Origin of the sequence: Caulobacter zeae (genome assembly GCF_002858925.1) — a bacterium.
Classification (GTDB): Bacteria; Pseudomonadota; Alphaproteobacteria; order Caulobacterales; family Caulobacteraceae; genus Caulobacter; species Caulobacter zeae.
Map to the genome: position 1 here is coordinate 33207 of NZ_PJRS01000001.1, position 19551 is coordinate 52757.

14 protein-coding genes and 1 pseudogene are annotated in these 19551 nt (G+C 69.9%); 6 read left to right on the forward strand and 9 right to left on the reverse strand.

Going from position 1 to position 19551, the window contains the following annotated elements:
- Positions 1-22 precede the first annotated feature (22 nt).
- The 3 genes and pseudogenes from SGCZBJ_RS00185 to SGCZBJ_RS00195 form a co-directional block, all read right to left on the reverse strand.
- Positions 23-178: pseudogene (locus SGCZBJ_RS00185) on the reverse strand (TPM domain-containing protein); the annotation flags it as partial.
- Positions 162-767 carry a class I SAM-dependent methyltransferase gene (locus tag SGCZBJ_RS00190; RefSeq protein ID WP_205685291.1) on the reverse strand — a complete coding sequence of 202 codons (606 nt, stop codon included), beginning with the start codon at positions 765-767 and terminating at the stop codon, positions 162-164. The pseudogene SGCZBJ_RS00185 and the gene SGCZBJ_RS00190, both read right to left, overlap by 17 nt.
- Positions 764-1198 carry a DUF488 domain-containing protein gene (locus SGCZBJ_RS00195; protein ID WP_101716023.1) on the reverse strand — a complete coding sequence of 145 codons (435 nt, stop codon included), beginning with the start codon at positions 1196-1198 and terminating at the stop codon, positions 764-766. The genes SGCZBJ_RS00190 and SGCZBJ_RS00195 overlap by 4 nt, the downstream gene beginning before the upstream one ends.
- A 74-nt stretch (positions 1199-1272) precedes the next feature.
- Here SGCZBJ_RS00195 and SGCZBJ_RS00200 point away from each other — a divergent pair, with 74 nt between their 5' ends.
- Positions 1273-2178, forward strand: a complete 906-nt coding sequence (locus tag SGCZBJ_RS00200) for an alpha/beta fold hydrolase (protein ID WP_101716024.1) — start codon at positions 1273-1275, stop codon at positions 2176-2178.
- Positions 2179-2358: 180 nt separating this feature from the next.
- On the opposite strand, the gene SGCZBJ_RS00205 is transcribed toward SGCZBJ_RS00200, so the two are convergent.
- Both SGCZBJ_RS00205 and SGCZBJ_RS00210 read right to left on the reverse strand, forming a co-directional pair.
- The gene (locus SGCZBJ_RS00205) at positions 2359-4473 is read right to left on the reverse strand and encodes a M13 family metallopeptidase (protein ID WP_101716025.1); all 2115 of its coding nucleotides are present in this window, start codon (positions 4471-4473) and stop codon (positions 2359-2361) included.
- A gap of 132 nt (positions 4474-4605) precedes the next feature.
- A complete protein-coding gene (locus SGCZBJ_RS00210; protein ID WP_101716026.1) occupies positions 4606-5091 on the reverse strand; it encodes a copper chaperone PCu(A)C in 486 nt (161 codons plus the stop codon).
- Between the two features lie 306 nt (positions 5092-5397).
- Between SGCZBJ_RS00210 and SGCZBJ_RS00215 the strand changes: the two genes are divergently transcribed.
- Entirely contained in the window at positions 5398-6966 is a 1569-nt protein-coding gene (locus SGCZBJ_RS00215; protein ID WP_101716027.1) for an MDR family MFS transporter, read from the forward strand.
- Between the two features lie 118 nt (positions 6967-7084).
- On the opposite strand, the gene SGCZBJ_RS00220 is transcribed toward SGCZBJ_RS00215, so the two are convergent.
- Positions 7085-9247, reverse strand: a complete 2163-nt coding sequence (locus SGCZBJ_RS00220; RefSeq protein ID WP_101716028.1) for a primosomal protein N' — start codon at positions 9245-9247, stop codon at positions 7085-7087.
- A gap of 146 nt (positions 9248-9393) precedes the next feature.
- Between SGCZBJ_RS00220 and SGCZBJ_RS00225 the strand changes: the two genes are divergently transcribed.
- Together SGCZBJ_RS00225 and SGCZBJ_RS00230 are read left to right on the forward strand one after the other, a co-directional pair.
- The gene (locus SGCZBJ_RS00225) at positions 9394-10074 is read left to right on the forward strand and encodes a DUF484 family protein (RefSeq protein ID WP_101716029.1); all 681 of its coding nucleotides are present in this window, start codon (positions 9394-9396) and stop codon (positions 10072-10074) included.
- A gap of 148 nt (positions 10075-10222) precedes the next feature.
- The gene (locus tag SGCZBJ_RS00230) at positions 10223-11137 is read left to right on the forward strand and encodes a tyrosine recombinase XerC (RefSeq protein ID WP_101716030.1); all 915 of its coding nucleotides are present in this window, start codon (positions 10223-10225) and stop codon (positions 11135-11137) included.
- Between the two features lie 177 nt (positions 11138-11314).
- Here SGCZBJ_RS00230 and SGCZBJ_RS00235 read toward each other — a convergent pair whose 3' ends face one another.
- Positions 11315-13270, reverse strand: coding sequence for a sulfatase-like hydrolase/transferase (locus SGCZBJ_RS00235; protein ID WP_101716031.1), 1956 nt, complete (start codon positions 13268-13270; stop codon positions 11315-11317).
- 275 nt (positions 13271-13545) lie between these two features.
- Between SGCZBJ_RS00235 and SGCZBJ_RS00240 the strand changes: the two genes are divergently transcribed.
- Positions 13546-15543, forward strand: a complete 1998-nt coding sequence (locus SGCZBJ_RS00240) for a methyl-accepting chemotaxis protein (protein ID WP_101716032.1) — start codon at positions 13546-13548, stop codon at positions 15541-15543.
- Positions 15544-15828: 285 nt separating this feature from the next.
- On the opposite strand, the gene SGCZBJ_RS00245 is transcribed toward SGCZBJ_RS00240, so the two are convergent.
- Together SGCZBJ_RS00245 and lpdA are read right to left on the reverse strand one after the other, a co-directional pair.
- Positions 15829-16092 (reverse strand): hypothetical protein, encoded by a 264-nt coding sequence (locus SGCZBJ_RS00245; protein ID WP_101716033.1) that lies wholly within the window; start codon positions 16090-16092, stop codon positions 15829-15831.
- A gap of 99 nt (positions 16093-16191) precedes the next feature.
- Complete coding sequence (lpdA, locus tag SGCZBJ_RS00250) at positions 16192-17595, reverse strand: dihydrolipoyl dehydrogenase (RefSeq protein ID WP_101716034.1); 1404 nt, start codon at positions 17593-17595, stop codon at positions 16192-16194.
- Between the two features lie 372 nt (positions 17596-17967).
- Here lpdA and SGCZBJ_RS00255 point away from each other — a divergent pair, with 372 nt between their 5' ends.
- Complete coding sequence (locus SGCZBJ_RS00255; protein WP_101716035.1) at positions 17968-19464, forward strand: S10 family peptidase; 1497 nt, start codon at positions 17968-17970, stop codon at positions 19462-19464.
- Positions 19465-19551: the final 87 nt, after the last annotated feature.

A 19551-nucleotide genomic window follows, 5' to 3' on the forward strand; every position in this document is an offset into this window, starting at 1 on the left:
TCTAAACTCCTCCCCCGCAGGCGGGGGAGGTGGCGCGGCGCTATCAGCGCCGTGACGGAGGGGGCGACGGCCGGCACAGCGCCCAGTCTCGCCCCTCCACCGCGGAGCCTGTCCTCGGGCGCGCGCTTCGCGCGACCCGGGGGCGGTCCCCCTCCCCCGTTTTACGGGGGAGGAGTTTTCTCCAGACACACCCACGTCCAGGTCACCCCCGCCGCGCGGTTGCCGGCCTGCACCGAGGCCGCCTCGACACGGTGGACGAGCCGCAGACCCGCCGCCTCGGCCAGGGCGATCGTCGCCCCTACGCCCACCGGCCAGACCGGCCGCGACGGCGCGCCGGGGCCGTGGCGCAGCGACATGATCAGCACCCCGCCGCTCGCCAGCAGCCCGGCCAGCACCGGCATGGCCACGGCGCGGGCCGGGTCGTCCAGGTGCTGCCACACCCCGCTCAGCAGCAGGCGGTCGAAGCTTTCGCCCCGCAGGCGGGAAAGCTCAGGCAGGCGGTCGTCGACCCAGGCCAGCCCCGGCCGCAGCGCCCGCCCCGCCTCGCGCAGGGCGGCGACCGGCTCGACGGCGACCACCGCGTGGCCCAGGCCGGCCAGCCAGGCCGCGTCGCGTCCCGTGCCGGCGCCGATATCGGCGATCCTGGCGGGCGTCCTGGGGATGAAATCGGCCACCGGCGCGTAGAGCCCGGCGGCGTCGACGGCCTCGAACCGGTCCACCAGGTCCGCCCCGTCGGCCTCGTAGCCGGCCAGCACCGTCTCGATCACAGGTCCACGACCTCGCACTTCAGCGCCTGGCGGATGCGGTCGGCGACGATGCGACGGTGGCAGCAGGCCGGATCGTCCTCGTAGCACAGCAGGGCGATGCGCTTTTCCCCGGCCAACTGCGTGGCCTGGGCCAGGGCGACCTGAGCCTTGGGCTCCTCCAGGTGGGCGGCGAAGATCGCCCGCATCTCTTCGGTGCGGCCCGCGCGGGCGGCGTCGCGGCCGGCCTTGGGCGTCCCCAGCGGCTGAAGGTGCAGGTAGCCGATACCCTGCTCTTGCAGGCTGTTTCCCAGCAGGGTCTTGGAAAAGCCGGCCTTGCGCGACGAGGCCACGGCCCGCACGTCGACCACCAGCTCCACCCCGGCCGCCTTCAGCCGATCGATCATCCCGCCTTGGGTGTCGGTCTCGTAGCCGATGGTGGCGAGCGGATTCATCGTCGGCTCCATTGGACGGCGGGGCTGTGGGCGCCTACGTTAGCGGGAAGAGCCGAAGAAGGAACCTCTGGCCGATGGACGCCGCCGTCTTCCGCGAGCCTAAGCGGCGTTTCATCGCCATCGACAGCCCCGCCGGCGACGGCGAGATGGCGGCGCTGGACTTTGGCCCGGCCAATCGCGCGGTCGACGTCGTCTTCGTCCACGCCAACGGCTTCAATGCCCAGACCTACCGCGCCCTGTTGGCGCCGCTGTCGGCGGGCCTGCGGGTGCTGGCCGTCGACCAGCGCGGACACGGCGACAGCCGCCTGGCCGCCGATCCGAACGATCGCCGCTCGTGGCTCGACCTGCGCGACGACCTGCTGGCCCTGCTGCGCGCCCTGGACCAGGCCCCGGTGGTGCTGGCCGGCCATTCGATGGGGGCCACGGTCAGCCTGCTGGCCGCCGCCCAGGCCCCGGGTAAGGTCTCCAGCCTGGTCCTGCTGGACCCGGTGATCATGCCGCGCCTGGTGGCGCTCTACGCCAAGGCGCCGTGGACCTCGGGCCGGCTGTGGAAGCGCATGCCGATCGCCCAGGCCGCCAGCCGCCGGCGCGAGGTGTTCGATAGCCGCGAGGCCGCCTTCGCCGCCTATCGCGGCCGGGGCGCCTTCAAGACCTGGCCAGAGACCATGCTGGCCGACTATGTCGGCGGCGGCTTCAGGGACCGTCCCGACGGCAAGGTCGAGCTCGCCTGCTCGCCGGCCTGGGAGGCCTCCAACTACGCCGCCCAGGGCCACGATCCGTGGCGGGCCGTCAGCCAGTTCCGGGGGCCGGTGCGGGTCCTGGCGGCCGAGACCGGCTCGACCTGCCGCATCGGCGACGGAGCCGCCTTCGCCCGACGCGGCAAGGCCGTGCGCATCGAGACCCTGGCCGGAACCAGCCACTTCCTGCCGATGGAGCGCCCCGACCTGGTGCGCGAAGCCATCCTCGACGCGGCGACGTGAGGCCAAAGAAAAACCCCGGGCGATGAGGCCCGGGGTTTCGCTTGCTTAGATCCTCCCCCTCTGGGGGAGGTGGCCCGGAGGGCCGGAGGAGGGGACGTTTTCAGCTGCCGCTGAAGCGGACTTCCCTCTCCGTCGCCTGCGGCGACACCTCTCCCTTCAGGGAGAGGATCTCCCGACAGATCACCAGATCTTCACGCGATCTTCCGGCGCGATGTAGAGCTTGTCGCCCGGCTGGACGTCATAGGCCTTGTACCAGCCCGGCTGGTTCCGGATGGTGCCGTTGACGCGGTAGTAGGCCGGCGAGTGCGGGTCGCTGGCGATCTGCTGCTTGAGCGCATCGTCGCGGCTCTTCTGGCGCCACACCTGGGCCCAGCCCAGATAGACGCGCTGGTCGCCGGTGAAGCCGTCCAGCACCGGGGCCGGCTTGCCGTGCAGCGAGGCGTGGTAGGCGTCGAGGCCGAAGGACAGGCCGCCCATGTCGCCGATGTTCTCGCCCATGGTCAGGTCGCCGTTGACGTGCACGCCCGGGAAGGGCTCGAACGCCGAGTACTGCGCGCCCAGCTTGGCCTTCTGCACGTCGAACTTGGCGGCGTCTTCCGCCGTCCACCAGTCGCGCAGCACGCCGTCGCCGTCGGACTTGCGGCCCTGGTCGTCGAAGCCGTGGCCGATCTCGTGGCCGATCACACCGCCGATGCCGCCGTAGTTGACGGCCGGGTCGGCGTCCGGATGGAAGAACGGCGCCTGCAGGATGGCGGCCGGGAACACGATCTCGTTGTTGACCGAGTTGTAGTAGGCGTTGACCGTCTGCGGGGTCATGCCCCACTCGGTCTTGTCGACCGGCTGGTTCAGGCGCTCGACGTCATGGCGCCATTCGAAGGCGCCGGCCCGCAGGGCGTTGCCATAGGCGTCGTCGGCGCGGATCTCCAGCTTGGAGTAGTCGCGCCACTTGTCGGGATAGCCGATCTTGACGGTGAACTTGGCCAGCTTGTCGAGGGCCTTGTCCTTGGTCTCCGGACCCATCCAGTCGAGACCTTCGATGCGGGCCTTCAGCGCGGTGCGCAGGTTGGCCACCAGGTCGACCATCTTGGCCTTGGAATCCGGCGGGAAGTATTCGGCCACATAGACCTTGCCGACACTCTCGCCGAGCATGCCGTTGACCTGGGCGACGCCGCGCTTCCAGCGCGGGCGCTGCTCGGGCTGGCCCGACAGGGTCTTGCCGCGGAATTCGAACGCCGCGTCGGCGAAGCGCTTGGACAGCATCGGCGCGGCGCCGTCGACGACCTTGAACGCCTGCCAGGCCTTCAGGGTGTCGAGCGAGGTGTCGCCATAGACCTTGGCGAACTTCGGGAAGGCCGTGTCGGTGGTCACCACCACGCGGTCGAGCTTGGGCAGCTCGGTGCCGACCAGGTAGCGGTTCCAGTCATAGCCCGGCGTCAGGGCCTGCAGTTCGGCCCAGGTCTTGGGGTTGTAGGTCTTGTCGCGGTTGCGGCGCTCGACGCGGGTCCAGCTGGCTTCGGCCAATTGGGTCTCGAAGGCCACCACGGCCTTGGCGCTCTCGGCCGGGTTGGCCCAGCCGACGAAGCCCAGCAGCTTGGCGACGTACAGCTCGTAGGCGGCCTTCTTGTCGGCGAACTTGGCGTCGAGATAGTAGTCGCGGTCGGGCAACGAGAGGCCGCCGGCGCCGGCATAGACGGCGTAGCGGGTCGGGTTCTTGGCGTCGGTCGAGACGTAGAGGCTCAGCAGCGAGGCGAAGGCCGTGGTCGGGCTCTTGCCCATCAGGGCGGTGAACTCGTCCTTGGTCTTGACGGCCTTGATCTGCTTCAGCTCGCCGGCGATCGGGGCGGCGTCCAGCTTCTCGATGCGGGCCTCGTCCATGAAGGCCTTGTAGGCCGCGCCGACCTTGACGCTGTCGGCGTCGGTGGTCTTGCCGGCGGCGGCGCCCTCGATGATGGCGCGGGTGCGGGCTTCCGACAGCTCGGCCAGCTTGTCGAAGTTGCCGTAGCGGGTGCGGTCGGACGGGATCTGGGTGGTCTCGTCCCACTTGCCGTTGGCGTACTTGTAGAAGTCGTCGCCCGGCTTGACCGAGGTGTTCATGCCCGTGAGGTCAAAGCCCCAGGCGCCGTAGCGCGGCGACTCCAGCGAAACGGCCGCGCCGCCGCCTTCGGCGCCCTGGACGAACAGCGACTGGACGGTGCAGGCGTCGTCGACGCAGGCGTGCTCTTCATGCGCCTGGGCGCCGTAGGCAGAGATCGAGAGGGCGACCGCCGCGGCGGCGCCGAACCAAGCTTTTTTCATCGAAAGGCAGATCCGTTGGAAAACCCGGCGGCAATCTGCGCCGGACAACGGAATTTCCTGCCTTAAAATTCTGTCATGTTTCCACAGGACGGGGTGATGACCACTGACAGGCCATCAAAGCGCCACCTTGGGTCAGTGCCGGTGCGACGGAGCGGGCGCGACCGCAGCCGCCGGTTGCGGCGGGCCGGTGCGGACCGCCAGCTGCGCCTCGACCTTGCGGCCGCCGTCGAAGGTCAGGGTCAGGGCCAAGCGCTCACCCGGCTTCAAGGGGCGTTTGAGGCCCATGACCATGAAGTGGTTCCCGCCCGGGGCGAAGGCGACCTGGCCGCCCGGCGGGATCACCAGCCCCTGGCTCATGGCCCGCATCGACGAGACGCCGTTCGCTTCCGTGGTGCGGTGGACCATCACCTCGCGCGCCAGCGGGCTGGTCGCGCCCGTCAGGGTGATCGGCGCACGTCCGCGATTGGCCAGCACCATGTAGCCGGCGCTGTTCATGCCGACGGCCGCCACCGGCCGGGCCCAGGCCTGGCGCACGTCGACCTCCACCGCCTTGGGCGCGGCGGCGGCGAGCAGGGGGGCCAGGAGCAGGGTGGCGGTCAACGGAGTGAAACGACGCATGGGAGCTCTCGACGAAGCGTTGGAAAGACGCCTTACGCCGGTTGGGCCCGAGCGGCGAGCGACCTGAGGTTGGATCAAGGATCCTCCCCCTCTGGGGGAGGCGGCCCGGAGGGCCGGAGGGGGCCGTTTTCAGCTTCCGTGGCGCTGACAGGCCTTGCCTCCACTTCCCCCTCCGTCGCCTTCGGCGACACCTCTCCCACAGGGGAGGGTCTTCGAACAACCGCTCTTCGATCTCTCGCGCATCGCTTCTGCCCCGCATCCGGCGAACCGTGCTAGGCGAGGCGTCCACGCTGCACGGACCACCGCATGACCGGCCAATTCACCGACGCCGAACGCCGCACCACCCTGGCCGGCCTGATGATCGTCTTCCTGCTGAGCGCGCTCGACCAGACCATCGTCTCCACCGCCATGCCCAGGATCATCTCCGAGCTGCACGGCCTGACGCTCTATTCCTGGGTGACCACCGCCTACCTGCTGAGCTCGACGGTGATGGTGCCGATCTGGGGCAAGCTGGGCGACATCTACGGGCGCAAGCCCGTCCTGGTCGTCGGCATCTCGATCTTCATGGTCGGCTCGTGGCTGTCGGGGGTGTCGGGCGAGTTCGGCGCGATCGCCGGCATGAGCGGCATGGTGCAACTGATCGTCTTCCGCGCCCTCCAGGGGATCGGCGGGGGCGCCCTGTTCACCACCGCCTTCGCGATCATCGCCGACCTCTATCCGCCGCGCGAACGGGGCAAGTTCGCCGGCATCTTCGGTTCGGTGTTCGGGCTGTCCAGCGTGCTGGGCCCGCTGATCGGCGGCTATTTCACCGACCACGGCACGATCACCCTGGCCGGCCATGTCGTCGCCGGCTGGCGCTGGGTGTTCTACGTCAATCTGCCGCTGTGCCTGCTGTCGCTGTTCATGATCCTGGTGAAGATGCCGGCCCTGCCGCACCAGCGCTCGGGCGCGATCGACTTCCTGGGCGCGGGCCTCCTGATCGCCGCCTTCGTGCCGCTGTTGCTGGCGCTCAGCCTGGGCGGCCACGACATCGCCTGGGCCTCGCCCCAGAGCATCGGCCTGTTCGTCGGGGCGGCCGTGGCCCTGGCCCTGTTCGTCTATGTCGAGAGCAAGGTCTCCAACCCGATCCTGCCGCTGCGGCTGTTCGCCAACCGCACCTTCGTCACCGCCAACCTGGCCGCCTTCCTGATCTCCATGGCCTTCATGGGGGTGGCGGTGTTCCTGCCGCTCTACATGCAGCTGGGCCTGGGCGTCGACGCCACCACCTCGGGCCTGGCCATGCTGCCGCTGATGGGCGGGATGATCGTCGGCTCGTCGGTCTCGGGCGTGCTGGTCACCCGCACCGGCAAGTACAAGCCGTTCATGCTGGGCGGCGCGGTGCTGCTGCTGATCGGCGTTCTGCCCATGACCCATCTGGCGAGCCTCAGCCTTGGCCTGCTGTGCGGCCTGCTGCTGGTGGTCGGGATCGGCCTTGGCCCCAACCACAGCCTGTTCAACCTGGCCTCCCAGAACGCGGTGACCCCGCGCGACATCGGCGTGGCCACCAGCTCCAACCAGTTCTTCCGCCAGATCGGCTCGACGGTGGGCGTGGCCGTGGCCGGCGCCCTGCTAACCACCCAACTGGCCAATTACGGCGGCGGCAAGCTGGACCTGGGCGCCCTGCAAGGCATGGCCCTGGAGACCGGCGTCGCCGGCGGCCACCGCGACCCGGCGCTGGGCCAGGCCCTGTCGTTTGCTGTGAGCGGCGTGATGCAGGCGGCCCTGGCGGTGATCGTGCTGGGCGTGCTGGTGATCTTCTTCGTCCCCGCCCTGCCCCTGCGCTCGCGCATGCCGGCGCAGGAGCCGGTGCTGGAGAAGGAAGAAGTCGCGGGGTGAAGCCCCCTCCGGCCCTCCGGGCCACCTCCCCCAGAGGGGGAGGATCTAGAAGCGCCGAGCCAGATGCTCCCCCCTCTGGGGGAGCTTTCGCGGAGCGACTGAGGGGGTATCCCCGGACCTAAAGAAACGAGTACGGGTCGATGTCGATCGTCACCCGGACGGAGTTGGGAACCTTGGCCCGCGCCCGCCAGGCGGCCATGAAGCCTGGCAGGTCGACATTGCGGCCCGCCCGCACCAGGAACCGCTTCCTCCGCCGCCCGCGCACCAAACCGAGCGGCGCGTCGGCCGGGCCGTAGACCTCGACCCCTTCGGCGTTGGGCGTCGCCGCCGCCAGGGCCTGGACGTAGGCCTCCAGCGCTTCGGCGTCAGGGCCCGAGGCGATCACCGCGGCCAGGCGTCCGAACGGCGGCAGGCCGGCCTCCTCGCGCATGGCCATCTCGGCCTCGACGAAGGCGTCGCGGTCCTGGGCCTTCAGCGCCTGCAGCACCGCATGCTCGGGTGAGTAGGTCTGGAGATAGGCGCGACCGGGCTTTTCGTGGCGACCGGCGCGGCCCGTCGCCTGGGCCAGCAGCTGGAAGGTCCGCTCGCCGGCCCGCAGGTCGCCGCCCCGCAAGCTGAGGTCGGCGTCGATGACGCCCACCAGGGTAAGGTTCGGGAAGTTATGGCCCTTGGCCGCCGCCTGGGTGGCCACCAGGATGTCGATCTCGCCGGCCGCCATCGAGTCCACCAAGGCCCGCGCGCCAGCGGGATCGAACACCGTGTCCGACGAGAAGACGGCGATGCGGGCGTCGGGGAACAGGTAGCGGGCCTCTTCCTCCACCCGCTCCACGCCGGGGCCGATCGAGACCAGGCTGTCTTTGGCCCCGCAGTGCGGGCAGGCCTCGGGCTTCTTCATCGAAAAGCCGGTCAGGTGGCAGACCAAGCGCCCGGTGTAGCGGTGCTCGACCAGCCAGCTGTCGCTGTCGGGCGACTTCAGCTTCTCGCCGCAGGCCCGGCACAGCACCAGCGGCGCATAGCCCCGGCGGTTGAGGAAGAGCAAGCTCTGCTCGCCCTTCTGCAAGGTCAGCGACACGGCCTTGACCAGGGTCGGCGACAGCCAGCGGCCGGGCTCGGGCGGGGTGGCCCGCATGTCGATCAGGTGCACGTCGGGCAGTTGCGCCGTCCCGTGGCGCGCGCCCAGGCGCAGCCAGCGATAGCGGCCCTGATGGGCGTTCCACAAGCTTTCCAGCGACGGCGTGGCGCTGGCCAGCACCACCAGCGCCCCCTCGATCTTGGCGCGGGCCACCGCCAGGTCGCGGGCCTGGTAGATGAAGCCCTCCTCCTGCTTGAACGAGCCGTCGTGCTCTTCGTCGACGACGATCAGCTTGAGGTTCGTAAACGGCAGGAACAGCGCCGAGCGTGCGCCGACCACGATGCGGGCCCGGCCGTCGGCCACGGCCTCCCAGGCCCGGCGGCGGCGCGGCGGCGAGACGCCGGAATGCCACTCGATCGGCGCGGCCCCGAACCGCTGCTCGAAGCGGCCCATAACGGCCTGGGTCAGGGCGATCTCGGGCAACAGCACCAGGACCTGGGCGGCGGGATCGGCCTCCAGCGCCGCGGCGGCGACCTCGAGATAGACCTCCGTCTTGCCCGAGCCGGTGACGCCGTCCAGCAGCGCGGCCTGGAAGCCCCCGGCCGCCAGCATGTCGGCCATTTCGTCGGCCGCGGCCTTTTGACTCGGGTTCAGGGTCTGGGCGGGCAGGGAGAGGTCGGGCTGGGCGACGCTGTCGTCGGCGGCGACCAGGACGGGCTCCAGCGCGCCCTCGTCGACCAGGCCCTTGACCACCCCGGCCGATACACCGGCCTGGCGGGCCAGTTCGGCGGCGCTCAGCGGACCAGCTTGCGCCGCCGCCAGCACCTTCAGCCGGGCCGGCGTCATGCGGGCGGGCTGGACGCCGGTCAGGGCCACGGCCTTCTCGGGCTTGGCCGGCGGATGGCGCAGGCCGCGCAGGGCCATGGCCAGCGGCCAGCCAGGCACGTCGACGCTGTAGCGCGCGGCCCATTCGACGAAGGTGATGACATTGGCCGGCAGGCCCGGATCGTCCACCCGGGCCAGGACCGGCTTCAGACGACGATTGCCGCCGACCCCGTCGCGCAGGGCGGTGACCACGCCGCGCACGGTGCGGGGGCCCAGCGGCACCGACACGTGGTCGCCGACGACCAGCTCCAGGCCCTCCGGCTCGGCGTAGTCGAAGGCCTCGGGCAGCGGCATGGGCAGCAGGACGGAGGCGATGCGCGGCATGAGACCCGCCTTCTGCAACGGAAACGTCGCCGCGTCGAGACGGCCCGCGCTCACATCGCGGCGAACCTCATCAAGCCGGCGTTAACCGAAACAGGGCTTCATCGGCCTCGCCTGACGCGTGCAGGTGATCACGACAGTGAGGGGTCATGAGCGAATCCAGCCAGGCGATGGTCCAGCCGCAGATCGATCCCGATCTGGTCCGCGACTTTCTGCGTGAACAGCCCGACGTGCTGCGCGAGGATGTCGACCTGCTCAGCGATCTTGGGCTCAAACTCGACACCGGCAACGTCGTCGAGTTCGGCCACGTCGCCATCGCCCGCGCCGCCGCCGCCCGCGAACGCGAGGCGCAGGTGCGCAAGACCATCGAGGCCACCGCGGAGGCCAACATGTCGGCCCAGGCCCAGGTGCACGCCGCCGTCATCGACCTGCTCGACGCCCGCAACCACTCCGACCTCGCCCGCCGCGTCGACGAGATGGCCGCCCTGCGCTTCAGCCTCGCCGCCGGCACGGTGGCCCTGGAAGGCCCCGCCCGGGTGCCGGCCGGCTGGCATGTTCTGGTCGACGGCCAGGTCGACATGCTGATGGGCGACCACGGCGTGGCCCGCATGGGCTTCTTCGCCCCGGCGCTGGGCCTGTTCGGCGACAAGCTCGACACCATCCGCAGCATGGCCCTGGTCCGCATGGCCCTTTGGGAGCCCTCGCGCCAGGGCGTCCTGGCCTTCGGCTCCACAGACCCCGAAGCCTTCACCCCCGACATGGGCTCCGACCTCGTGGCCTTCCTGGCCCGCGTCGTCGAGCGCACGGCCGAACGTTGGCCGGTTCCTTAGTCGATAAATCCCCCCCCCCTGGGGGAGGTGGCCCAGAGGGCCGGAGGGGGGGCGTTCTCAGCTTCCGCGAGGCTAACCGGCCTTGCCCCCACTCCCCCCTCCGTCGCCTTCGGCGACACCTCCCCCACAGGGGGAGGATCTTTCTGCCATGACCGCCCGCGAAGCCCTGGCCGCCTGGCTGACCCACCTGGCCGACGAGCGCCGCGCCTCGCCGCGCACGGTGCGGGCCTATGGCGACAACGTGCTGGCCTATCTGAATTTCATCGAGCGCCATAACGGCGGCGCCCTGTCGCTGAAGGACCTCGGCGCCGTCTCGGCCGCCGACCTTCGGGCCTATCTGGCCTTCCGGCGCTCGGGCGATCATCCGCTGTCGCCGCGCTCGGTCAGCCAGTCGCTATCCTCGATCCGCGCCTTCCACCGCTTTCTCGACGCGCGCCTGTCCACCCCGAACGCCGCCATCGGCCTGGTGCGCGGCCCGCGCATCAAGGTCGGCGCGCCGCGTCCGGTCTCGGAAGACCAGGCGCGCGGCCTGCTGGCCGAGATCGCCGTCGATCCCGACCGTGAGGAATGGGAAGCCGCCCGCGACGAGGCGGTGCTGACCCTGCTCTGGGGCTGCGGCCTGCGGATCTCGGAAGGCCTGTCCCTGACCCGCGCCGACGCGCCGCTGGCGCAGACGCTGCGGATCACCGGCAAGGGCGGCAAGACCCGCATCGTGCCGGTGCTCGACGCCGTGCGCACGGCGGTCGACGCCTATCTGGCCGTCCTGCCCTTCGTGCTGGCGCCGGACGAGCCGCTGTTTCGCGCCAAGCGCGGCGGGCCGCTGTCGCCGCGCCACGTGCAGGCGGCCATGCAGGTGCTGCGCGGGCGCCTGGGCCTGTCAGACCGCGCCACGCCCCACGCCCTGCGGCACAGCTTCGCCACCCACCTCCTGGGCGCCGGCGCCGACCTGCGCTCGATCCAGGACCTGCTGGGCCACGCCTCGCTGTCGACGACCCAGCGCTACACCCAGGTCGACGCCGAGGGCCTGCTGGCGGCCTACGGCAAGGCGCATCCTCGGGCTTGAGGGCGGAGGCCTACTGTCCCCCAACTTCCCGTCATTCCCGCCCTCGTGGCGGGAACCTCTGGCTCCGCTCGCACGTGAAGCGCCAGCGGCGTGCTCAGCACGCCGCCCCATCCGCACCTGCGGCTGACAGAGGGGTTCCCGCCACAAGGGCGGGAATGACGGGAGATTTGAAAAGCCTCAGCTCAGATCCCGCTCCTCCAGCGCCGCCAGCAGCGCCGCCAGCCGGTCCACTTCCGGCTGCAACGCCGGGTCCAGCCGAGCCTTGGGCGGGTCGGCCTGAACGTAGACGAGGTTCACCGTCTCGTTGGGATCGGCGACCAGGTCGTACATCTCCCACTCCTGGCCCACGCGGCCCGACGGGTCGAAATAGCGGGTCAGCTTGTGGGTCAGGGTGCGCACCGAGCGCACGTGGTTGGGCTGGCGCACCGGGCCGGGGGCGATGTCGACGGGGGCGCGTACCGGATTGCCCTGGCGCACCTTCTCGACCGCCGCGTCGAACACCGCGTACTCCTTCTCGCACTTGGTGTTGTGCGGATTGTTCAGCGGGGCCAGGGGCGCGGTGATCTCGTCGTCGGTGATGAAGAGCACGCCCTTCCGCTCGCTGCCGTCCGGCTCGATCACCCGGTCGGTCTCGCCCCGGATCAGCGGCGCCAGGTTGGCGCCCGGCAGCGGCGGGACGGGCCGGGACTTGGCCAGCACGCCGGCGATGGCGTCGCGCTCGGCCTCGGCGACGCCGGCCAGGCCCAGGATGGTCGGCACGATGTCGGCGTGGCTGGTCAGGGCCTGCTTGGCCAGCGGAACGCCGTCGGGCAGGCCGGCCGGCGCCAGGCCCGGCGGAAAGCGCACGACCACCGGCACGTGCAGCACCTCCTGGTAGGCGGTGTGCCACTTCTCCAGCATCATGCCGTGGGCGCCGGCCATCTCGCCGTGGTCGCTGAGGAAGACAACGATGGTGTTGTCGGCTTGGCCCGTGGCTTCCAGCGTCTCCAGCACGGCGGCGATGTGCACGTCGACCACGCTGTGCAGCCAGCCGTACAGCTGGACGAAGGCCTTGACCCCGCCGCCCGGGTCGCTGGTCAGCTGGAACGGGATCGGCCCCTGCAGGGCGATGTCGGCCGCCGCCTCCAGGGCCTTGTCGGTCTCGGTGATCCCCATGCCGCGCGCGACGTTGAAACCGGTCTTGGAATTGAGCGCCAGGCCCATCTTCCAGGCGTAGTCGTGCTGGGCCGAGGGCTTGGTCGACAGGTCCTCGTCCCAGGTCGGCGGCGCGTGCCCGCACTCCTGGGAAAAGCCGCCGGGATTGAGCGGGACGGTCGCCGTGCCCGCCGTCGGCGGCGGGGTGCGCTGGCCTTGCAGCGGCACGGTCAGCGGCTGGAAGATGCCCTGCACGCCGCTGTCGTCGGGCTTGGGCAGGGCCTGGCCGATCACCGCCGGATAGGTGGCGATGTCGTGGGGGTTGGTGAACGAGGCCACCGCGAACCACGGCTTGAGGTCCGCCGGATCGGGACCGGAGGCGTAGGGGTCGTGCGACTGGGCGGTGGCGCTGGCGCGGTCGTAGTTCACCGCCAGGGCCTGGCGGCGGATGAAGGCGCAGGCGGTGTCGGAGAAGCCGGCGTCGCGATAGAGGCCCAGATTGTTGATCGCCGCCCCGTGCGGCTCGGGCCAGCTCTCTTCCCAGTCGTCGAAGCCGTAGTCCTCCAGCGTGTGGCGGACCGGGTCGCTGACGTGCCACTTGCCGAAATAGTGGGTGGTGTAGCCGGCCTCGCGCATCCAGTTGCCCAGGGTCGGGATGCCGCCCTGCGCCAGCCACGGGAAATTGGGCGAATCCCCGCTCTTGAACAGGCCGTCGGTCTGGGTGACGCCGGTGCGCGTGCCGTACTGGCCGGTATAGATCACCGTGCGGCTGGGCGTGCAGGCGCTGGCGGCGATGGTGTGGTTGGCCAGCAGCACGGCGTTGTCGCGCAGGGCCGCAAGCCCAGGGAAGTGCTGGATATAGTCGTTGCCCGGCTTCAGCGGCTGGAAGCCCAGCACGTCCTTCAGCCCCTCGGCCAGGCCGTGGGCGGCGCCGTATGAAAAGCGCGGAAAGCGATACTGGTCGCAGGTTATCAAGAGGATGTTGGGTCGCTTGGTCATGTCGGCCTCCCCTCGGGCGCTCGTCGGCCCCGAATGTCGGGAAGCTGACGCCGAAGTTGTGACACGACTGTGCTCGCCTTCACAGAGCGCCGGTTTCGCCCATGCCTCGCCCGCCGCGGAAACCGCCGTTCGCCCTGCGACAAGGAGTCGCGCGAGTTGGTGAAAACGCCGCGCTTAACCACGCTTTTACCGCGCGCCCTGCTTTGTGGATCCAAAGATGAAACACCTCCGCCGCGTTCGGTGCGCGAGAGGACGCTGAAAGCGGGACAGTCCTGATGAAGCTCGACGATCTGAAGATCGCCACCAAGGTGATGCTGCCGGCCATCGTGCTGGCGCTCGTCGCCGTCGCCTGCGTCGGCCTCGGCGTGTGGCAGCAGAAGAAGCTGGAAGCCGCCGCGTCCAACATCGTGCAGCAGCGCGCCCCGGCCGAGCTGGAGATGGCCCGCTTCAACCGACGCGTCGCCACCATCGGCTACGCCGCCTACCGCACCGTCGCCAACGAGGGCGCGTCCGACGCGGCCAAGCAGGCTTCGCAGGAGATCGACGACGCCCTGAAGAGCGGCAACGAGCGCCTCGACGCCGTCGTCAAGGCCGACCCGAGCACCGCCAAGGACGTCGCCGGTTTCCGCAACCGCTTCAAGAAGGTCTACGACAGCGGCCGCCAGGGCGCCGATCTTGGCCTGCAGGACGCCAACGAAGCCGGCATCATGGTCATGGCCGTGATCGATCCGGACATCACCGCCCTGACCAAGGACGTGTCGGACTGGACCGACAAGCACACCACCGAGACCAAGGCGATCATCGGCAAGGCCCAGAAGGACGCCCAGACGGGCATCGTCGTCACCCTGCTGTTCGGCCTGATCTCGGCCGCCGCCGCCCTGGCCTTCGCCGTGTGGATCGGCCGCAGCAAGATCTCGCGCCCGCTGGTCCAGCTGTCCAAGACCATGGAGATCCTGGCCCAGGGTTCGGTCGAGGTCGAGGTCAACGGCGCCCAGCGTCGTGACGAGGTCGGCGCCATGGCCCGCTCGGTCCAGGTGTTCAAGGACAACGCTCTGGCCCTGCGCACCGCCGAGGCCGCCCAGCAGCGCGCCGCCGCCGAGACCGAGGCCGAGCGCCGCCGCAACGAACAGGTTCGCGAAGCCGCCGCCAAGGAGCAGGCCTTCGTGATGGAGGAGATCGCCACGGGCCTGAACCGCCTGGCCGAGGGCGACCTGACCTATCGCGTCGACGCCGCCTTCCCGGCCGACTACAAGCGCCTGCAATCGGACTTCAACGGCGCCATCGCCCAGATGGAAGAGGCGATGCGCACCATCGTCCACGCCGCCAACGGCATCGGCGCCGGCAGCGACGAGATCGCCTCGGCCGCCGACGACCTGTCGCGCCGCAGCGAGCAACAGGCCGCCAGCCTGGAAGAGACCGCCGCCGCCCTCGACGAAATCACCGCCACCGTCCGTCGCAGCTCGACCGGCGCCCAGGAAGCCTCGCGCGTGGTCGGCTCGACCCGCGCCGACGCCGAACGCTCCAGCGTCGTCGTCAAGGGCGCAGTGGACGCCATGCAGCAGATCGAGAAGTCCTCGACCGAGATCAGCCAGATCATCGGCGTGATCGACGAGATCGCCTTCCAGACCAACCTTCTGGCCCTGAACGCGGGCGTCGAAGCCGCTCGCGCCGGCGACGCCGGCAAGGGCTTCGCGGTCGTCGCCCAGGAAGTGCGGGCCCTGGCCCAGCGCTCGGCCGAAGCCGCCAAGGAGATCAAGACCCTGATCTCGACCTCGAGCCAGCAGGTCAATCAGGGCGTGTCGATGGTCGGCCAGACCGGCGAGGCCCTGCAGGCCATCGTCAGCAAGGTCGGCGAAATCGACGCCCTGGTCAGCGAGATCGCGGCCTCGGGCCAGGAGCAGGCCACCGGCCTCAACCAGGTCAACGCCGCCGTCAACCAGATGGACCAGACCGTCCAGCAGAACGCCGCCATGGTCGAGCAGTCGACGGCCGCCAGCCACAGCCTGAAGGGCGAGGCCAACGGCCTGATGCAGATGATCTCGCGCTTCCAGGTCTCGGGCGCCGAAGCCCGCCGCGCCTCGGCCGGCGGCGGTTCGACCCGCCGCGCCGCGGCCCCGCCGCCGGTCTCGCGCCCGGCCCCGGCCGCCGCCAAGCCGGCGGTGTCGCTGGCCGGCGCCGACAGCCGCCCGGGCGTCAACCCGGTCCGCTCGGCCCAGGCCAAGCTCGCCGCCTTCGCCTCGTCGGCCCCGAGCGACGACTGGGAAGAATTCTGATCGCGTAAGACGCCCCGCGTATCGGGGGCGTATCCTCCCTGAACTTCAGAGCCCCGCCGGTGCAAGCCGGCGGGGTTTTTTAGTCCTCCCCCGCCTGCGGGGGAGGGGGACCGCGAAGCGGTGGAGGGAGCGACGGCGCGCACATGCGAAACCCTCTCCCTGAAGGGAGAGGTGTCGGCGAAGCCGACGGAGAGGGAAGCGGTTCGAAACCGCCGTCGCCTCGAAAGCTGAAAACGTCCCCCCTCCGGCCCTCCGGGCCACCTCCCCCACAGGGGGAGGATCTGGTCACCGCGCCCCGCTCACCGACATCGGCGCGTCCACCGGGCAGCCGTCGATGCTGCGCATCACCGCGTAGCTGGCGCGGTGGGGCCTTGCCTTGGCGAGGGGACGGGCGGGCGGGGCGGCCTTGGGCTCGAGCACGAAGGTCGTCTCGCCGCGAGGGCAGCCCTGATGCCTGGCCGGCGGGATAACCCGGGCCTCGACCGCGCGGGACGGTTCGGCCGGCGCGGCCTGCACGGAGGCGGCCACGAGGACAGCGGACAAAAGCATGGCGGGGCTCCGTTGCCGAAACCCCGCCACTCTACGTCCGATTGAACGGACGCGCTTCTTAATTAAAAGACAGATGCGGGCCCTTAGGCCTGCCCGTCCTTAGGCTTGCATCGTCCAGCCTTCGACGCCCATGGCCGCCTGGCGCAGGGCTTCCGAGCGGGTCGGGTGCGGGTGGCAGGTGCGGGCGACGTCTTCCGACGAACCGCCGAACTCCATGGCCACGCAGATCTCGGCGATCATGTCGCCGACGTTGGGACCCACGGCGTGGGCGCCCAGGATGCGGTCGGTCTTGGCGTCGGCCAGCACCTTCACGAAGCCGTCGGTCTCGTGGTTGATCTTGGCGCGGCTGTTGGCCAGGAACGGGAACTTGCCGACCTTGTAGGCGACGCCCGCGGCCTTCAGCTCGTCTTCCGTCTTACCGACGGTGGCGACTTCCGGCTTGGTGTAGATGACGCCCGGGATGATGTCGTAGTTCACGTGGCCGGCCTTGCCCGCGATCAACTCGATGCAGGCCACGGCCTCGTCCTCGGCCTTGTGGGCCAGCATCGGACCCGAGGTCACGTCGCCGATCACCCAGATACCGTCGACGCCGGTCTTGTAGTGGTCGTTGGCGACGATCCCGCGCTTGTCCGGCGTGATGCCCACGGTTTCCAGGCCCAGGCCTTGGGTGAACGGGCGACGGCCGATGGCCACCAGCACGTAGTCGGCCTGGAGGGTCTCGGCGGGACCGCCGGCGACCGGCTCCAGCGTCAGTTCGGCCTGCTTGCCCTTGTCGGCCGCGCCGGTGACCTTGGCGCCCAGCTTGAACTTGAAGCCCTGCTTGGTAAGGATCTTCTGGAAGGCAGTCGCTACTTCGGTGTCGGTGCCCGGGACGATGCGGTCCAGGTACTCCACGACGGTGACTTCAGCGCCGAGGCGACGCCACACCGAACCCAGCTCCAGGCCGATGACGCCGGCGCCGACCACGATCAGGCTCTTGGGCACGGTCGGCAGCGACAGCGCGCCCGTCGAGTCGACGATGCGGCCGGCGTTGTCGATGGTCACGCCCGGCAGCGGGGTCGGTTCCGAACCCGTGGCGATGACGATGTTCTTGGTCTCGAGGACGCGCTCGCTGCCGTCCTCGGCCTTCACCACGACCTTGCCGGGCCCGTCGATGCGGCCCCAGCCCTTCACGTACTCGACCTTGTTCTTCTTCATGATGAACTCGACGCCCTTGGTCAGGGCTTCGACGCTCTCGGCCTTCTGGGCCATCATCTGGTCGAGGTTCAGCTTCGGCTTCACTTCGATGCCGAGCTTGGCGAATTCGCCGCCGGCGGCGGCTTCATAGTATTCCGAAGCGTGCAGCAGGGCCTTCGACGGCATGCAGCCGACGTTCAGGCAGGTGCCGCCCAGCTTGCCGCGACCTTCGACAATGGCCGTCTTCAGGCCCAGCTGGCCGGCGCGGGTCGCCGCGTTGTAGCCGCCGGGGCCGCCCCCGATGATGACGACGTCGTATTGGGCCATGGGATCTTCGCCTTGCAGCAACGCGCCAGGAACGGCGCCGGACAGAAATATGGTGTCGGCAAGACGCTTTGGCAGGCCTTGCCGAGGCGGGGGTACTCCTAGTGCGGCGGGGGACAAAACGGAACCCGTTTTTCGCCCTTATGCGTGATCCAGAAAGGGAAATTCCGCCGCGCCGCCCGCGTCTTGAACAAGCCCGCGCTGCCCCGCCCATGGGCACGTTCTTGCCGCCCGCCCACTTTTCCGCGTCGTCCTTGCCGACAGCTTGGCCATGCTCTAGCCATTTCGCCCATCACCGGAGCCCGCCATGCCGCGCGCGCTCCAAATTCAAGATGGCAAGGCGCCCAGCCGGCAGGCGGGCGTTCGGGAGGCGACATGCTCAGCACTTGGAAGTCGTGGACCGCGGGGGCGGCCCTCGCGATCGGCGTGATGGCCGGCGGAAACGTCATGGCCCAGGACGCCAAGCCCGCGCCAGAAAAGGCCCCGGCCGCCGAACTGCCCGCCTTCCCGGCCGACAAGTCGGTCAAGCAGACCACCGTCCTGGCCGGCAAGACCATTGCCTACACCGCCACCGTCGGCTCGCTGCCGGTGCGCGACGAGAAGGGCAAGAAGATCGCCGAGGTGGTGTTCACCGCCTACACGCTGGACGGCCCGCGCGATCCCAACCGTCCGGTGACCTTCGCCTTCAACGGCGGCCCCGGCGCGGCCTCTGTCTATCTGAACTTCGCGCTCGGTCCCAAGCGCGTGCAGTTCGGCGCCGAGGGCGACAGCCCGTCGGCCCCCACCCGCCTGCAGGACAACCCGGCCAGCTGGATGGACTTCACCGACCTCATCTTCATCGACGCCGTCGGCACCGGCTTCTCGCGCAGCACGACGACGCCGGAAGAGACCAAGAAGCGCTTCTACGGCGTCAAGCAGGACATCGACTACCTGTCGCGCATCGTCTTCGACTGGCTGGTCAAGAACGAGCGCCTGCAGTCGCCCAAATATATCGTCGGCGAAAGCTACGGCGGCTTCCGCGGCCCGCGCCTGACCTACACCCTGCAGACCGACTACGGCGTCGGCATCAACGGCCTGGTCCTGGTCTCGCCGCTGCTGTCGAGCGCCGGCCGCACCGCCCAGGAGATCTCGCCCCTGCCGGCCATGTGGACCCTGCCGTCGATCGCCGCCGCCAAGCTGGAGCGCGACGGCAAGCTGACCCCGGCCGCCATCAAGGACGTCGAGGACTACACCCGCGGCGAATACATGGTCGACCTGATGAAGGGTTCGGACCCGGCGGCCCTCGATCGCCTGACCGCCAAGGTCTCGGCCATGACCGGCCTTGACCCGACCTATGTGCGCCGCGCCGGCGGCCGGCTGGAGACCCAGTCGTTCCTGCGCGAGGTGTTCCGCCAGACGGGCCGCCTGGGCAGCCGCTACGACAGCAACGTCACGTCGCTGGATCCCTTCCCCTTCGCTCCCGAGCAGGAGATCAACGATCCGATCCTCGACTCGATCATCGCGCCGACCACCAGCGCCATCGTCGACTTCACCACCCGCACCGTCGGCTGGAAGGTCGAGGGCCGCTACGACGCCCTGTCGGGCGAGGTGAACCAGGCCTGGGATCGCGGCCGCGGCCCCGACACCGAGTCCGTCACCGACCTGCGCAAGTCGGTCTCGGTGGACCCCAAGCTGAAGGTGCTGATCGTCCACGGCTACAACGACCTGTCGTGCCCGTTCTTCGCCTCGCGCCTGGTGGTCGACGCCATGCCGGCCACGGCCAACGGCCGCGTGACCCTGGCCAACTATGCGGGCGGCCACATGTTCTACAGCCGCCCCGACAGCGGCGCGGCCTTCCGCGCCGACGTCAAGAAACTGTACGGCGCGAACTGAGGCGCCGCGAAAACCTCGCCCTTCGACAAGCTCAGGGTGAGGTTTTCTACTGCACCGCTTTCGCCTTGGTCCTCATCCTGAGCCTGT

Bases quoted from the DNA above. Each gene is read 5' to 3' on its own strand.
- SGCZBJ_RS00195 (WP_101716023.1), bottom strand. From the start codon at position 1,198: ATGAATCCGCTCGCCACCATCGGCTACGAGACCGACACCCAAGGCGGG.
- SGCZBJ_RS00200 (WP_101716024.1), top strand. From the start codon at position 1,273: ATGGACGCCGCCGTCTTCCGCGAGCCTAAGCGGCGTTTCATCGCCATC.
- SGCZBJ_RS00205 (WP_101716025.1), bottom strand. From the start codon at position 4,473: ATGAAAAAAGCTTGGTTCGGCGCCGCCGCGGCGGTCGCCCTCTCGATC.
- SGCZBJ_RS00210 (WP_101716026.1), bottom strand. From the start codon at position 5,091: ATGCGTCGTTTCACTCCGTTGACCGCCACCCTGCTCCTGGCCCCCCTG.
- SGCZBJ_RS00215 (WP_101716027.1), top strand. From the start codon at position 5,398: ATGACCGGCCAATTCACCGACGCCGAACGCCGCACCACCCTGGCCGGC.
- SGCZBJ_RS00220 (WP_101716028.1), bottom strand. From the start codon at position 9,247: ATGCCGCGCATCGCCTCCGTCCTGCTGCCCATGCCGCTGCCCGAGGCC.
- SGCZBJ_RS00225 (WP_101716029.1), top strand. From the start codon at position 9,394: ATGAGCGAATCCAGCCAGGCGATGGTCCAGCCGCAGATCGATCCCGAT.
- SGCZBJ_RS00230 (WP_101716030.1), top strand. From the start codon at position 10,223: ATGACCGCCCGCGAAGCCCTGGCCGCCTGGCTGACCCACCTGGCCGAC.
- SGCZBJ_RS00235 (WP_101716031.1), bottom strand. From the start codon at position 13,270: ATGACCAAGCGACCCAACATCCTCTTGATAACCTGCGACCAGTATCGC.
- SGCZBJ_RS00240 (WP_101716032.1), top strand. From the start codon at position 13,546: ATGAAGCTCGACGATCTGAAGATCGCCACCAAGGTGATGCTGCCGGCC.
- SGCZBJ_RS00245 (WP_101716033.1), bottom strand. From the start codon at position 16,092: ATGCTTTTGTCCGCTGTCCTCGTGGCCGCCTCCGTGCAGGCCGCGCCG.
- lpdA (WP_101716034.1), bottom strand. From the start codon at position 17,595: ATGGCCCAATACGACGTCGTCATCATCGGGGGCGGCCCCGGCGGCTAC.
- SGCZBJ_RS00255 (WP_101716035.1), top strand. From the start codon at position 17,968: ATGCTCAGCACTTGGAAGTCGTGGACCGCGGGGGCGGCCCTCGCGATC.